The sequence below is a fragment of the Pseudomonas sp. E315 genome (genome assembly GCF_055406205.1).
The window spans coordinates 598,861-613,176 of record NZ_JBUZPJ010000001.1 but is presented as its reverse complement, the minus strand read 5'-3'; the positions used below and the strand labels follow the sequence as shown (position 1 = coordinate 613,176).

Below are 14,316 nucleotides of genomic sequence, written 5' to 3'. Positions count from 1 at the left end.
CAACGACTACAGATCAACCAGCGGCCAAGACTCAACGCTGGGTACGAGGCATGCCCAAACCGAACTGGGCAATCAGTTCACGCTGAATCTCGTTGGTGCCACCGCCAAACGTCAGCGTGACCGAGGCTCGCACTTCGTACTCCAGATCACCTTGCAGCAACGATGCTGCCGAACCGCCACGCACCAGCCCATTGGCGCCCACAATGGCGCTCAATATGCGCAGAATTTCGATCGCAGATTCCGAGCCATAAACCTTAGTGGTCGAGGCCAGCGACACGTCCATACGCTCACGTTCAAGGTCAGCCGCAATACGCAGGTTGATCAGGCGCATGGCTTCGAGCCGGGCGTAACATTGGGCCAAGCCTGCCCGCACCCAGGCTTTGTCGGCGGCGCGTATACCGTTGTCATCTGGCTGGCGTGCCCATAGGTACACCCGGCGAAACAGCCCAACCACCTTGTCTGACCAGGCTCCAAGCCCCAAACGCTCATGGTTCAATTGCGCCGTAATCAGCTTCCAGCCGCCGTGCAACTCACCCACCAGCATGTCTTTTGGCACCCGTACATTGTCGTAATAGGTGGCTGCTGTCGGGTTGCTGGTGGTTGGAATCACCGTGGTCGAAAAGCCTTGGGCCTGAGTGTCGAGAATCAGGATCGACACGCCTTTGTGCCGCGGACGTTCTGGGTCTGTGCGCGCGGCAAGCCAGATGTAGTCGGCTGACTCGGCCCCGGAGGTCCAGAGCTTATTGCCATTGACCACAAACTCATCGCCTTGTAGCCGTGCAGTGGTTTTGAGCACCGCTAAATCACTGCCCGCATCGGGTTCTGAATAGCCAATGGCGAAGATGATTTCCCCGGCCGCAATGCCCGGCAAAAACTTGGCTTTTTGCAACTCGGTGCCGTGGGCCATCAATGCGGGGCCCACCGTACTGATGGTCACAAACGGCAGTGGCGCGCCGGCAATGTTGGCCTCTTCAAAAAAGATGAATTGCTCAGTCGGGCCATAGCCCTGACCACCATGTTCCTTGGGCCAACCCACGGCCAGCCAACCGTCGCGGCCCATTTTGCGAATGGTCTCGCGGTACAGCTCGCCGCCCTCTTTGCCACGCAATTGCTCACGCAGCGCCGGGGTCATCAGGTTTTGGAAATAGTCCCGCACCTTGTGGCGCAGGGCGTGTTGCTCGGGTGTGAGGTCGACGAACATGCAAACTCCTTAGGCGGTGCCAAGAATCAAGCCGCTGGTAGGTACACCAGTGCCCGCGGTGACCAATACGTTTTCGACGTTATCAACCTGGTTAACCGCACTGCCGCGTACTTGCCGCACGGCCTCGGCCACGCCGTTCATGCCGTGGATATACGCCTCGCCCAATTGACCGCCGTGGGTGTTGATCGGGAACTTACCGCCCCGAGCGTGATGCCCGGCACGAATAAACTCCTTGGCTTCACCACGCTCGGCCAAGCCAAATTCTTCAAGTTGCGGCAATACAAACGGGGTGAAGTGGTCGTAGATGATTGCGGTTTGCAACGCATCAGGGCCCAACCCCGACTGGCGATACAACTCTTTGGCAACCACGCCCATTTCCGGCAACCCGGTAATGTCGTCGCGGTAAAAGGAGGTCATGATTTGCTGGCCCGAGGTAATGCCTTGGGAGCCAGCTTTGATCATCACGGGTTTTTGCTTTAAGTCCTTGGCCCGCTCAGCCGAGGTGATGACCATCGCCACCGCGCCATCAGACTCTTGGCAGCAATCGAGCAAGTGCAACGGCTCGCAAATCCAGCGCGACGCCTGATGCTCTTCCAGCGTGATCGGCTTGCCATAGAAAAACGCGGCTGGGTTGGTCGCGGCAAAATCACGCACGGCAACAGCAACACGGCCAAAATCTTCGGAGGTGGCGCCATAGGTGTGCATGTAGCGCTGAGCAAACATGCCCACCCAGGACGCCGGGGTATGCAGGCCGTGTGGCATGTACCAGCCGTAGTTCACGTTCTCGAAGATCGGTGTGGACGCAAAGCCATAACTGCCACTGCCGAAGCGATACCACGAACGCTCATTCATGGCGCGATACACCACCACAACCTTGGCCACCCCCGTGGCGACCGCCATCGCGGCGTGCATGATCGGGGCGCAGGCTGCGCCACCACCGTGGGGCACTTGCGAAAAGAACTTAACGTCCTTGCAGCCCAACAAACGGGCGATTTCGTACTCGGGCACTTTATCGACCGAGTAAGAGCTGAAGCCTTCAACCTCAGACGGATCAATACCTGCGTCCTTGAGTGCGCTCAAGGTCGCCTCGAGGGCCAGACGCAGTTCGGTGCGGCCAGAGTTTTTGGAAAATTCGGTAGCGCCCAAGCCAACAATGGCGGCACGGCCGGAAATCGACGATTGCGTCATGCGTGTTGTCTCCCGCTATCAGGGCAGAACCAGCGCGACCGTACCGGTCACGTGGTTGCCCATCGAATTTTTGCCGCTGAGGGTTATTTCTACCGTGCGGGTGGCCGCGTCCTGATGGCTAACCGCGCCATTGAACGTCATGCAGTCACCGGGGTAATTCGGCGCGCCGAGCTTGATTTTCAATGAAGCGAAACGCGCCTGAGGGCCAGCCCACTCTTCGACATAACGCTGCACCAGCCCATTGGTGGTGAGAATGTTCATGAAGATGTGCGGTGAGCCCAGCTCCTGCGCAGCGTGCAAGTCATGGTGACCGGGGAAGTAATCACGCGTGGCAATCGCGCCACCCATGACCAATGCCACCGTAATCGGGATTGCCAGCTCCGGCAGTGCTTCGCCGCAACGCACGTCATCAAAGCGCTTGGTGTTCTTGGAGGTCATATTTCCATCCCAGCTTGTCGTTGTGGCTCAGCCAATCGCCGAGGCGTTCAAGGCTTGCAGCCGACCCACCCAGGGCACAGCCCAAGGCGCGGCTCCAATAAAGAAAGCGATGCATCGGGTACGTCAGGTCGACGCCAATGCCGCCGTGTACGTGCTGTGCGTTGTGGCCAATCAAATGCCCGGCCTCACAGGCCTGCCACGCGGTGGCCAACGCTTCGGACGGTGCAGGCAAGCCCGCGTCCAGCCGGTAACACAATTGCCACAGGCTGCTACGCAACGCTTCAAGGGCGATATGCGCGTTGGCCATGCTCATTTGCACCGCCTGAAAACTGCCGATGCTGCGTTCAAACTGGCGTCGCTCGGTGACGTACTCCACGGTGCGGCGAATTTGCTCGGCGCTGACGCCCAGTTGCAGCGAAGCCAGAGCGGCGGTGGTGCGTGGTTCCAGCCACTCCAGCGCGGCAACGGGCAGCAGGTGTTCATGGCCAATGTGCAGCGACTCAATGTGCAAGTCGGCAATGCCCTCGCCATGGGTCAAACGGCCCGGCACATGCTTGATAGCCTTGGACGCCAGCTCTACCAGCGCCAGCCGCGGTTGCCCCTCAAGGCTGACCAACAACAATGCAGCCTGCGATTGCTCCGCCAACGCCACCGCGCAAACGCGACCAGTGAGGCACCAGCCCTGGTCACTTGGATGAGCCTGCAACGCGATGCCCTGCGCACTGTTCAAGGCGCCGATGTCCAACGTTAACAAGGCCCGGCCGGCGGCCGCTTCAGTGACCCAAGCATGCAACGCAGGCGCGGCACAATGAGCCAACGTCGCCGCAGCCAACTGGTGACGCCACAGCGGCACCTGCCCCAGCGCTTGGCCTTGAGCTTGCAGTACCAGCATCAGCTCGGTCATGCCCAAGCCACTGCCGCCTTGAGCTTCGGGGATGGCCAGCGCTTGCAGGCCGGTTTCTACACACAGTTGCCACAACGGGGCCATAAAGGCCTGATCGCCCACATCAAACTGGCGTAAACGATCATCCGTGCAATAGTCGGCAAACACGTTGCCCGCCATTTCGGCAATAGCGCCTTGATCTTCAGAAAAATCGAAATCCATGCTGCCCCCTTACTCGACCACTGGCCGGAACAGCGGCAAGGTCAACTCACCGTCAAAGGTCTGAAATTCGAGTTGCAAAGGCTGGCCAATTTTCAGGTCTTCGCGCTGCACACCAACCAGCCCTGCCACCAAGCGCACGCCCTCCTCCAGCTCAATCAACCCAATCGGGTTGGGATGATCGAAGGGTGCAACTTCGGGGTAGTGCATGATCACAAACGAATACAAGTTGGCGCGGCCACTGGCTGCAACGCTGTCCCAATCAAACGAATGGCATTCGATGCACACCGGCGCTGGTGGGTGGCGCAAGGTTTGGCATTGGGTGCAGCGCTGAATCAGCAACTTGCCCGCCTCGCACCCTTCCCAAAAGAATCGGGTGTCATCGCTCATCCCCGGTTTGGGGCGCTTGGCTTCAACCTTGGCGGCAGGAGCAGCCTCAACTTTGTGGTTATTGGCCGGGCGAAATTTGAAAACCCGAAACAACAATTCGCCCACTGCTTCGTCGCCATTTTTGTGCTCGACGAAATAGCTCATCACCAGCGTGACAAAAAAACCCGTGCCCAACCCGGTGGTTTTTTCATCACCGACTGACTCCAGTCGCGTGGTGTAGTACAGCTTTTCGCCCAAGCGCAGATTGCGATTGAAGGTCAGCTCAGAGTTGACAGCCACCACCGACGCGTACCCGTAAGACTCAATCAGCTTAAGCACTTCATACGGGTTCTCGGTGGTGGAGCCGGGCGCGTAGTTATTCGCGTGCAGCCCTTCCATGCACCACACTTGCAACATGCCAGCGGGAGCGACCAGCCCATCCTGCACACTGTTGGCGGCATACGTTGAGTCGGTGTACTGCGGATTTTCGACGCCCATAACCTCGCACCACTGGCGGATCATCGGGGCATTGACCTCGTCCCAAGCGTACACGCGACCATATTCGCGCCCTACCAGAGCGCGCACCTCGGACAGCAATTGTGAGTCAGCCAAGTTCGTCTCCTGCGTATTAAGAGCAGCGACCCACTGGTCGCCGCTGAAGGTCGATCAGTGAGCAGCGCTCTGCGCCGCGCCAAGAAAAGCCGGGCGCTCGCCCCCGCCATGCAATAACAAGTTGCATCCGCTGGCATAACCGGCCATTGGCGAGGCAATAAAAAGGCAGGCATTACCGATATCTTCAGGCACTGCCATCCGCCCGGCAGGTATCCCCGCACTCACGGCTGCAACCCCTTGTTCATTGCCGTAATGCAGATGCGATTGCTCGGTCAGGACCAACCCCGGGCTGACCGCGACCACTCGCACCTTGGGTGCCCACTCCACCGCCAACGACTGCACCAGCGCCAACACCCCCGCCTTGGCTGCGCCATACGCCGCCGTACCGGGAGAAGCGCGCAACGCGCTGATACTGCCGATAAACACGATGCAGCCGCCGTCTGCCTGTTGCTGCATGAGCACGTTGGCTTGCTGAGCGACATTCAAAGGGGCGATGAGGTTGAGGCGAATAATGCCTTCATGAAAACGTGGCGATACCGTTGCTGCGTCCGCTGCGGGGCTGCCACCGGCATTGTTGATCACCACATCCAGGCGCCCAAAATCAGCCTGAATGCCTTCAAACAAAGCCTTGAGCGAATCCACATCACGCACATCGGCGGCCCTGTAAATCGCCTGCGCCGAACCCGCCCGAGGCAATGCTTCAGGGGCTGTTCGACCACACACAATCACCTGCGCCCCAGCCTCCAGAAAACTGCGGGCAATACCTGCGCCGATGCCTTTAGTGCCGCCGGTGACGAGCACTACCTTACCGCTGTAGTCCAGCCCTGAGAGTTGGCCCATGACGCGCTCCTTTTGTACTGATGGAGCCACTCTAGGGGCAATCGGCAGGGTGCTCGTCGTCTGAACGGACGATGAAGCGCAACCGCTGCAAAGCAACAATCCAGCGCACGCTGTGCGACAACACCTGTCAATGAGGAACCCCATGCCAGACCTATCGAGCGCCCCGGTATTACTTGAATTCCCGGCCTCAGGCGTTGCCCTGCTACGCCTTAACCGCCCGCAAGCTACCAACGCCTTGAGCCTTGAACTGCAAGCGTTGTTGTCGCGTTACTTCAGTGAACTGGCTATCAACCCTGAGGTGCGGTGCATCCTGCTGACCGGGGGTGACAAAGTATTCGCGGCCGGGGGTGACATCAACAGCATGGCCGGGGTTGGCCCGATTGATATTTACCAGCGTCACACCGAACGGGTCTGGGCGCCGATCCAGCACTGTCCCAAACCGGTGATCGCGGCGGTGTGCGGTTATGCCTACGGGGGCGGTTGTGAACTGGCGATGCTGGCCGACATCATCGTGGCCGGGCGCAGTGCCAAGTTTTGTCAGCCGGAGATACGCATCGGCATCATGCCGGGCATCGGCGGTACCCAGCGGCTGGTACGGGCCGTGGGCAAAGTTAAAGCTATGCGCATGGCATTGACTGGCCAACCGATCACCGCAGAAGAAGCCTGGATTTCGGGGTTGGTGAGTGAGGTGGTGGATGATGAACAGGTGCTGGATCATGCTTTGGCGATGGCTACATTGATCGCGGCCATGCCGCCGCTGGCTGCTGAGCAAATTAAAGAAGTGATTTTGGCGGGGGTGGATGCGCCGTTGGAAACTGGGCTGGCGCTGGAGCGCAAGGCCAATGCGTTGTTGTTCGCTTCGAGGGATCAGAAGGAAGGGATGCAGGCGTTTATTGAAAAACGTTCGGCGAAGTTTGAGGGGTATTAGGATTACATGTTGTGTGGGCGCGGCGCGCTCCTGCGCGGTTTCATTGTGCTAAACCGTATTTTTATCGGAGCTACCGAGGGTTTTGATCTTTACTGCGTATATATCCATTTGATATGCAACGTTTTTCTACGGGTTGCGCCCTTACGGCGCGTCACTTTTGACAGACGCCTCAAAAGTAACCAAAAAGTCTTGCCCCTCCATTGGCCTTCGCTGCGCGAAGGTTCCCTCATTCCATCGCCGCTACGTGGGTCGCGCCGTACGGGCATCCATGCCCTACAGCGCTAACCCGGCTCCTGCCGGGTTACCCTCTGCGCAACGATTACATTCGGCCGGCTGGCAAGGGGCTTTTGAGTCGTCTGGATTATTGGGTGGCAGCAGTTGGTTTTTTAGATCAAACCCGTAATTGTTTTTTGTTTTTTGTTTCTTGTTTTTTCGCTTTTGATTTTGATCTACAGGCCCCTTCGGAAGGCCGAGTGTAGGTTCTGTGCAGTGGGTCTCCCGGCAGGAAGCCGGGAGAGCCGTGTTGGGCCAAGGATGGCCCGTCACGGCGTGCCCACGGAGCGGGGCCGTAGCGAGGGAACTTGAGCGCAGCGAAAGCCGCACGCTGGGGCAAGGCCTTTTTGGTTACTTTTGCGGCTGTTTGGCAAAAGTGACGCGCCGTAAGGGCGCAACCCGTAAAGCGCCATAGCGCATCAAATGGATATGCCCTCAAGAGTGATCAGAAGATCTCAGCCTGCAGCAGCTTCAGAGGTACACAGTCACTATCTAAACCCCGCCCGCAATTCATTCTTGGCCACCTTGTTCGACGCATTCACTGGCAACGCCTCAAAAAACCGCACCATTCTTGGCACTTTATAGTTAGCCATGTGCTCACGAGCCCACTGAATCAGCCCCGCTTCATCCAGCACCTGATCATGACGCAACACCACGCACGCACACCCCACCTCCCCCATGCGTTCGTCTGGTACGCCGATAACGGCTACTTGCGCAATCGCTGGATGCTCAATCAAGCCGGCTTCAATCTCCGCCGGGTAGCAGTTAAAACCGCCCACGATGAACATGTCTTTAAGACGATCTGTAATGCGCAAGTTCCCGGCCTGGTCGAGCACGCCAATATCTCCCGTGTGCAACCAACCTTCGCTGTCGATGGTTTGTGCCGTGGCTTGCGGGTCTTCGAAGTAGCCCTGCATGACGTGAAAACCACGCAGGCAGATTTCCCCCGGCTGGTCTGCTGCTAACGCCTGGTTGTGAGGGTCACGAATGCTGACCTCCGTCCCCGGAATCGCCCGCCCGCTGGTACCAGCAATGGTGGCGGCGGCATCGGTCGGGTCACAAATGGTGGCCAGCCCGCCGCACTCGGTCAGCCCGTAAGCGGTGGTAACCACTGAAAAGCCCAGCTCGCGACGCATGCGTTCAATCAGTATCGGTGGGATAGTCGCGGCACCGGTTACCGCAATGCGCAAGCTCGACAAGTCGGTTTCGGCCAGTTTGGGATGGGCCAGCATCGACAGGTATAAAGTCGGCGGGCCCGGTAGCACGCTGATGCGCTCTGCGGCTATGCGTTGAAACACCGCTTCGGCATCGAATACCGGGTGCGGCAAAATCGTCGCGCCCGCCAGTAAACAGGTCAGCCAGCCCGCTTTGTAACCAAAGGCATGAAAGAACGGGTTGATCACTAAATAGCGGTCGCCCGCTTGCAAGCCGATGATGTGGACGTATTCACTAAACGCTCTAAGGTTTTGCCCGTGGGCGCTCATCACGCCTTTGGGTTTGCCCGTTGTGCCAGAGGTGAACAGCAAATCACTCAGGTCAGTGGCTTCAAGGCTTAAGGCGCGCGCTTGAGCACGGGACTCGCTGATGGTGGCACCCATGGTCAAAAATTCATCCCAGCCCATGTCCTTCTCGCTGAGCACACAGGTCTCACCCAGTAACACCAAACACTCAAGGCCCTCCGGGCGATACGGTGCCAGCAGTGCAAGGTAGTCCACACCCAGAAAACTCGGTTGGATAAACAGCAGGCGAGCGCCACTGCGGTGCAGGATGTCGGCAGATTCACTGCCTTTCATGCGGGTATTGATCGGCACCATGACCGCCCCTGCGCAATGAATGCCCAGCGCGGCGATGATCCAGTCCCGACCATTGGGCGCCCAAATTGCCACTCGATCACCCTTGCGGATGCCCTGCGCCATCAGACTGCGTGTCACGGCCAGTGCCAGACGCGGCAGGTCGCGATAGTCCGTGGTCTGGCCATTTTCTTCGATGGCCGTGCGCCCTGCGTGGTGTCTAGCGGCACTTAGCAGCAGCTCAGGGATGGTGCTCGGTGCGCGGTGCGTCAGGGTGTTCAGGCTTGCAGTCATGGTTCACTCGTCTGGCGGGTTATTCGGGAAAGCACACACGCAGGTGTTCACTGTTGGGCACTGACTGACACGCCAATACCCAGCCATCGTTGAGTTCTTGTTGATCGAGGGCATCGTTGCGCAGCATCTCGACGCTACCGCGCTCCACGGTACACATGCAGGTGGCGCAAGAGCCCACCAAGCATGAGCTGGGCGGGCTCAACCCCGCCCGTTGCATGGCGCTGAGTAAGGTTTCACCCTCGGCGCACGGCACTTCGAATTCTTCACCATCCAGGCGAACCGACAGTTGGCTGCCAATCACATCGGTATTGACCGGCGCGGGTGCGGCCACGCTGCCTTCTTCGGGCAACGAGACAAAACGCTCGACGTGTATGCGCCCGTGCGCCATGCCAATGTTCTGCAAAGCGCTGACCGCCGCGTCCATAAACGGCCCCGGCCCGCAGATAAAGGCTTGGGCATGAGCAAACGGGCGGGCCAATTGCGCCAACTGCGCAACCGCTGGAATACCCTGCACTGAGTCCAGCCAGTGAATCACTTGTAAACGCTGCGGGTAGGCGCTGGCCAGAGCCTTGAGCTCAGCAGCGAAGATCACCGAGGCTTCGTCGCGGTTGGCGTAGATCAGCAAAATACGTCCACTGCCCGCAATCAATGCCGAGCGCAGAATCGACAACACTGGGGTAACCCCGCTGCCACCACCAAACAGCACAAAGTCATCGTCAAAATGCCGGGGCACAAACACTCCGGCCGGGGGCAGGACTTCAAGCTGATCACCTTCGCGTAACTGCTGGCACAACCAGTTAGAGGCGCGGCCATCACGCACTTGTTTGATGGTGACACGCAGCGGCTCGTCTTCCAGTGGGGTACTTGATAACGAGTAGCAACGCGGCAACCACCCGCCCTCAAACGGCACCCGCAGGGTCAAGAATTGACCGGATTTGTAGCGAAACTGTTCGCGCAACGATGCCGGCACGTCGAACACCAACGAGCGGGAATCGGCGGTTTCCGTGACGATTTGCGCCACGCGCAGAGCAATGTAAGCAGGTGAGTTCATATCAAATACTCATCACAAACTGGCCGCTGTCGATCCTCAGCTCAATACCACTGATGGCCCGTGACTCATCACTGGCTAAAAACAATACGCTGGCCGCTACGTCTTCGGGCAAACACATGCGAAACATCGGGTCGGCGTCAATGGTCAGACTCAAAGGGTCAAGCCCGGCTGGAAAGGACTCGACCGTCATGGGCGTGAGAATGCCGTCCGGGTGTAATGAGTTGCAGCGGATGCGATATTTGCGGCGGCGGCACAGCACCGCCACCGAGCGTGAAAGTGCGGCCACTGCGCCTTTGGACGCACTGTAAGCGGCGTAATCGTCGCGCCCGGCCACGCCTGCGATGGACGACATATTGATGATCGAGCCGCCCGCCCCCTCTTTCATCAAACCAATGGCAGCGCGACACCCCAGAAACACGCTGTCAGAGTTAACCCGCTGCACCTGCTGCCAGTCGGCGTAATCGGTGTTCTCAATGTCGCCCTTGAGCAATATCCCAGCGTTGTTGAACAACACATCCAGGCGCCCAAAACGCTGGCGGATGTCGTCGATTACCCGCCCCCAATCTGCCTCGCTGGCCGCATCGTGGGCCATGAACAGCGCTTGCGGGCCGATTTCTTCGGCCAGCGCCAAGCCTGCTGGGACGTCGATATCGCTGATGATCACGGTTGCGCCTTCTCGCGCTAACAACTGTGCGCTGGCCCGACCGACGCCACTGGCGCCCCCGGTAATTAAAGCCACCTTGCCTTCAACGCGTGCGCTCATGCTGTTCTCCTTCATAGGGGCTCAAGGGCCAGACTGTCAGCCTGTGGCTCAACCGCAGCGCTGATCGCACGTCCGGCGCGACGCCCGGAAAACACGCAATCGGCCAGTGATAAGCCGCTGATGTAGAGGTGTGAGGCGACACCAATGGCGGTGCGCCCGGCACTAAACAACCCCGCAATCGGCTGACCGTTGTCATCGAGAACGGCGCCATTGTGTTCGTCAACCTTAAGCCCGCCCAAGGTCAGTGCTCCCAGCGGGAACACCGGATTGCCAACACTGATGTCACACGCGTAAAACGGCCCTTGGTCGAGTACCTGACGACTGGCTTGAGACTTGCCAAAGGCATCTGGCGCGGTGCCTCGGGCAGCCGCGTTATAAGCCTGCAGCGCGCCATTGAGTTGGTCGGCCTGCATGCCGCACGCGCTCGCCAGTTGGTCGGGGGTATGGCCCTTGCGCACCCGCAGCAGCATCAGTGCCAGTGCAGGCAAACTCTGGAACCACCAATAGCCACCAAACAAAGCTTGGCTAATGGCCTGTTTACGCAAGCGCTTGTCCAGCACCAACCAGGCATTGCCACCCTGCTCTTCGCACAGCGGCTGGCCGAGGGTGGCGCCGTAAACTTCCTCGTTACAAAAGCGCTGGCCCTGGGTGTTAACCACAATTCCCTTGGGCCAGCAAAACGGTGGGTTGATAAAACGCCAGGCCGAAACCCGGCTTAAACGGTCGCTTTGGGCGCCAACTGACTGGCCCAAACGCAAACCACTGCCATCACATCCGGTGGCGCCGACTTTGAAATTGCGACGAAATTTGGGCGCGTGCTCGCGAATCAAATCGCGGTTGAAGATAAAACCGCCGGTGCTGAGGATGACCCCGCGATGGGCTCGCACCAAGATCGGCTGCGCATGATCGTGTTCCAACTGGCTAACGCGTTGGCGTAAGCGATCGCAATACCCCGGCGCGAAGTTTTGCAGGCGTTCAGCCCGTGCGGCCAGCCGCGCATGGAGCTGCGCCTGGCGGGTGCCCGCTGGCATTCGCGAAAGTTGCGCACCAATCACCCGCCCGCTGTCGTCGATGACCAGACGACGCGCCGCAGCTTGCAACAGCGGTTGTACCCCGGCACGTAAGCAAGCGTCTTTCAAATGCCCATATAACACCTCTCCGCACTGGCCTTTGCCCACTGTGCGATGGCCGCGTGGTGCGGGGGGTTGCTCACCGGCATAGGCAGGCACCAGCTCATTGCCGCTGTAATACAGAAAGTAGCCGTCGGACGGATAAGAGGTTTTGCCACCCGGCGGCAGGCTGTGGGCATAGCGTGCGCCATGCCCTTCGAGCCAGTTGAGGTTACTGACACTCTCGGCGCAAAATTTTCGCAAGGTCTCATCGCTGACCACGCCCTGGGTTTCATGCTTGAGGTAGTCGAACATGGCCTGCGGACTGTCATTGAAACCGGCGTCCTGCTGTTGCCGAGTACCGCCTCCGGCATACACCACGCCCCCGCTTTTAGCGCTGGCCCCGCCACCGGTAAAACGATCGGCGACGATCACCTTCGCCCCGCAGGCCTGAGCTTCAAGCGCGGCGCAAGCCCCAGCCGCCCCCCAACCGATCACCAGCACATCGCAGGTGTCGTGCCACTGCTGCTGAGCCGGATCGGTTACCCGCAATGGCGCAAGGATGTCTGTGTTACTGCTGGTGCTGGTCCGGCTCATAGCGCGGCCTCACACGTTGTAGTAGCTGTGGTTTGAGCGTGACGGGCGATGTGATTGGCCGCGATGTAACCAAAGGTCATGGCAGGCCCCAATGTGCCGCCAGCACCGGGGTAACTGGTGCCCATCACCGACGCTGAACAGTTACCAATGGCATACAAGCCCGCAATCGGTTGGCCGTCTTCGCGTACCACTTGTCCATGTTGATTGGTCAGCAGGCCACCCTTGGTGCCGATATCGCCTGCATCCAGGCGCATGGCGTAATACGGCCCTTTGCGCAGCGGTGCCAGGCATGGATTGGGTTTGATGTTGCTATCACCGTAGTAGCGGTCGAACACATTGCCCCCGCGCCCAAAATCCAGATCGACACCGGTTTGCGCATAGCCGTTGATCTTTTGCACGGTGCTGTTGAGCCCGGCGGGTTCAACGCCAATTTGCATAGCCAGTGCATCCAGGCTGTCGGCCTTCCAGTACACGGTATTGAGCCATTCTTTACGCAACCGGCTGTCAGGCACGACTTGCCCTGGCATCAGCGGCCCCATCGCATACGTGAAACGAAAGTGAGCATCGAAGATCACCCACGATGGCACCGAACGACCGCCGGTTTTCTGGTTGTCGGTGTACATGGCGTCGACAAATTCCAGATACGGCGCCGCTTCGTTAACAAAGCGCTGCCCTAGGCTGTTGACCACAATGGCGCCCGGAAACGCCCGCTCGGCAAATACACCACGGGGTTTTTCTTCGCCGGGCACGGCAATGGTCGGCGCCCACCAGGCCCAGCCCATCAGGGCTGTGGCCGCGCCGATATTGATGCCCGCTTCCAACGCCGCGCCGGTGTTGTTGCCCGGCGGTGTGGCGCTCCAACTGGCGCGGGTGGGCTGTGGCAAGAATTTCTCGCGCAGGGTTTGATTCTGCTCAAACCCCCCTGAACCGAAGATCACGGCACGCGAGGCCTTAAGTTCAAGCACCTTGCCACCGGCGTTGACCTTAATCCCGCTCACGCGGCCCTCTTCGATCAGCACGTCTTGAAAATCGGTGTTAAGCCATACCGGCACTTTGCGGTCCATCAAGGAGCGTCGCAACGAGGCCACCAGCGAGCTGCCAAGGGCAGCGCGGCGGTCGTATTTGCTTTTTCGCCGCCATTTGAAGTCCAGTTTGTAGCGCGCCATCAGTTTGAAAATCAGCCATTGCCAACCAAAGCTGCGGGCCATTGCCTTATGCGCATCGCGGGCTGTCCAGGCGATGCGCCCCATCAGCAAGGTAGACGGCGAAGGTTTGCGCAGGTTAGGCAGCTCCTCATCTAGCAGACTGGTGTCAAACAGTTCAGGGTCCAACGTGCGCCCACCGGCTAAAGCGCCCGGCAAGTGCGGGTAATAATCCGGGTATTTTTCGGCCACGGCATAACGTACACGGCTGTTGGCCGTGAGCTGTTTGATCATGGGCGCTGCGTTGTCCAGATACGCCTGCAACCGCGCTTGATCGCCATGTTCGCCTGTCGCTGCCTTCAGGTATTGCATCGACAACTCAGCGCTGTCCTGCCCGCCAATGGCCGCGAAGTAATGGTTGTTGGGAATCCAGATACCGCCACCGGAGATCGCCGACGTGCCGCCATATTTGTCGCTTTTCTCGACGATCAATACGGACAACCCTTGATCGGCCGCAAACACAGCCGAGGTCATGGCGCCAGCACCGGAGCCGACAATGATTACGTCATAGCTAAATTGAGACTGAACTTGAGCCGTCATTATTGTTATGCCATCCGCT

12 protein-coding genes are annotated in these 14,316 nt (G+C 59.1%); 1 reads left to right on the top strand and 11 read right to left on the bottom strand.

The window, feature by feature from the left end; translation table 11 throughout:
- Positions 1–31: 31 nt before the first annotated feature.
- Genes ACZRJQ_RS02865 through ACZRJQ_RS02840 form a run of 6 tightly spaced genes read right to left on the bottom strand, consistent with a single transcriptional unit; the run spans position 32 to position 5,750 of the window.
- On the bottom strand, positions 32–1,201 hold the full coding sequence (locus ACZRJQ_RS02865) for an acyl-CoA dehydrogenase family protein (RefSeq protein WP_463976887.1): 1,170 nt from the start codon (positions 1,199–1,201) through the stop codon (positions 32–34).
- Positions 1,202–1,210: 9 nt separating this feature from the next.
- On the bottom strand, positions 1,211–2,389 hold the full coding sequence (locus tag ACZRJQ_RS02860; RefSeq protein ID WP_463976886.1) for a lipid-transfer protein: 1,179 nt from the start codon (positions 2,387–2,389) through the stop codon (positions 1,211–1,213).
- An 18-nt stretch (positions 2,390–2,407) separates the two neighbouring features.
- Complete coding sequence (locus ACZRJQ_RS02855; protein ID WP_463976885.1) at positions 2,408–2,827, bottom strand: MaoC family dehydratase; 420 nt, start codon at positions 2,825–2,827, stop codon at positions 2,408–2,410.
- Entirely contained in the window at positions 2,799–3,932 is a 1,134-nt protein-coding gene (locus tag ACZRJQ_RS02850; protein ID WP_463976884.1) for an acyl-CoA dehydrogenase family protein, read from the bottom strand. Before ACZRJQ_RS02850 ends, ACZRJQ_RS02855 begins: the two co-directional genes overlap by 29 nt.
- Positions 3,933–3,941: 9 nt before the next feature.
- The gene (locus ACZRJQ_RS02845; protein WP_463976883.1) at positions 3,942–4,910 is read right to left on the bottom strand and encodes a bifunctional MaoC family dehydratase N-terminal/OB-fold nucleic acid binding domain-containing protein; all 969 of its coding nucleotides are present in this window, start codon (positions 4,908–4,910) and stop codon (positions 3,942–3,944) included.
- A gap of 54 nt (positions 4,911–4,964) precedes the next feature.
- Positions 4,965–5,750: an SDR family oxidoreductase gene (locus ACZRJQ_RS02840; RefSeq protein ID WP_463976882.1), complete on the bottom strand. Its 786-nt coding sequence runs from the start codon at positions 5,748–5,750 to the stop codon at positions 4,965–4,967.
- A 142-nt stretch (positions 5,751–5,892) separates the two neighbouring features.
- Here ACZRJQ_RS02840 and ACZRJQ_RS02835 point away from each other — a divergent pair, with 142 nt between their 5' ends.
- Positions 5,893–6,678 carry an enoyl-CoA hydratase gene (locus tag ACZRJQ_RS02835; RefSeq protein WP_463976881.1) on the top strand — a complete coding sequence of 262 codons (786 nt, stop codon included), beginning with the start codon at positions 5,893–5,895 and terminating at the stop codon, positions 6,676–6,678.
- Between the two features lie 761 nt (positions 6,679–7,439).
- On the opposite strand, the gene ACZRJQ_RS02830 is transcribed toward ACZRJQ_RS02835, so the two are convergent.
- The 5 genes from ACZRJQ_RS02830 to ACZRJQ_RS02810 are packed head-to-tail and all read right to left on the bottom strand — an operon-like array spanning position 7,440 to position 14,297.
- On the bottom strand, positions 7,440–9,035 hold the full coding sequence (locus tag ACZRJQ_RS02830; RefSeq protein WP_463976880.1) for a FadD3 family acyl-CoA ligase: 1,596 nt from the start codon (positions 9,033–9,035) through the stop codon (positions 7,440–7,442).
- A gap of 19 nt (positions 9,036–9,054) precedes the next feature.
- Positions 9,055–10,086 carry a 2Fe-2S iron-sulfur cluster-binding protein gene (locus tag ACZRJQ_RS02825; RefSeq protein ID WP_463976879.1) on the bottom strand — a complete coding sequence of 344 codons (1,032 nt, stop codon included), beginning with the start codon at positions 10,084–10,086 and terminating at the stop codon, positions 9,055–9,057.
- Between the two features lies 1 nt (position 10,087).
- Complete coding sequence (locus ACZRJQ_RS02820; RefSeq protein ID WP_463976878.1) at positions 10,088–10,849, bottom strand: SDR family oxidoreductase; 762 nt, start codon at positions 10,847–10,849, stop codon at positions 10,088–10,090.
- Between the two features lie 11 nt (positions 10,850–10,860).
- Complete coding sequence (locus ACZRJQ_RS02815; RefSeq protein WP_463976877.1) at positions 10,861–12,555, bottom strand: FAD-binding protein; 1,695 nt, start codon at positions 12,553–12,555, stop codon at positions 10,861–10,863.
- Positions 12,552–14,297, bottom strand: coding sequence for an FAD-binding protein (locus tag ACZRJQ_RS02810; protein WP_463976876.1), 1,746 nt, complete (start codon positions 14,295–14,297; stop codon positions 12,552–12,554). The genes ACZRJQ_RS02815 and ACZRJQ_RS02810 overlap by 4 nt, the downstream gene beginning before the upstream one ends.
- Between the last annotated feature and the right edge of the window lie 19 nt (positions 14,298–14,316).

What these genes read in the sequence shown, in the direction of transcription:
- ACZRJQ_RS02865 (WP_463976887.1), bottom strand. Translation starts at nt 1,201, where the DNA reads ATGTTCGTCGACCTCACACCCGAGCAACACGCCCTGCGCCACAAGGTG.
- ACZRJQ_RS02860 (WP_463976886.1), bottom strand. Translation starts at nt 2,389, where the DNA reads ATGACGCAATCGTCGATTTCCGGCCGTGCCGCCATTGTTGGCTTGGGC.
- ACZRJQ_RS02855 (WP_463976885.1), bottom strand. Translation starts at nt 2,827, where the DNA reads ATGACCTCCAAGAACACCAAGCGCTTTGATGACGTGCGTTGCGGCGAA.
- ACZRJQ_RS02850 (WP_463976884.1), bottom strand. Translation starts at nt 3,932, where the DNA reads ATGGATTTCGATTTTTCTGAAGATCAAGGCGCTATTGCCGAAATGGCG.
- ACZRJQ_RS02840 (WP_463976882.1), bottom strand. Translation starts at nt 5,750, where the DNA reads ATGGGCCAACTCTCAGGGCTGGACTACAGCGGTAAGGTAGTGCTCGTC.
- ACZRJQ_RS02835 (WP_463976881.1), top strand. Translation starts at nt 5,893, where the DNA reads ATGCCAGACCTATCGAGCGCCCCGGTATTACTTGAATTCCCGGCCTCA.
- ACZRJQ_RS02830 (WP_463976880.1), bottom strand. Translation starts at nt 9,035, where the DNA reads ATGACTGCAAGCCTGAACACCCTGACGCACCGCGCACCGAGCACCATC.
- ACZRJQ_RS02825 (WP_463976879.1), bottom strand. Translation starts at nt 10,086, where the DNA reads ATGAACTCACCTGCTTACATTGCTCTGCGCGTGGCGCAAATCGTCACG.
- ACZRJQ_RS02820 (WP_463976878.1), bottom strand. Translation starts at nt 10,849, where the DNA reads ATGAGCGCACGCGTTGAAGGCAAGGTGGCTTTAATTACCGGGGGCGCC.
- ACZRJQ_RS02815 (WP_463976877.1), bottom strand. Translation starts at nt 12,555, where the DNA reads ATGAGCCGGACCAGCACCAGCAGTAACACAGACATCCTTGCGCCATTG.
- ACZRJQ_RS02810 (WP_463976876.1), bottom strand. Translation starts at nt 14,297, where the DNA reads ATGACGGCTCAAGTTCAGTCTCAATTTAGCTATGACGTAATCATTGTC.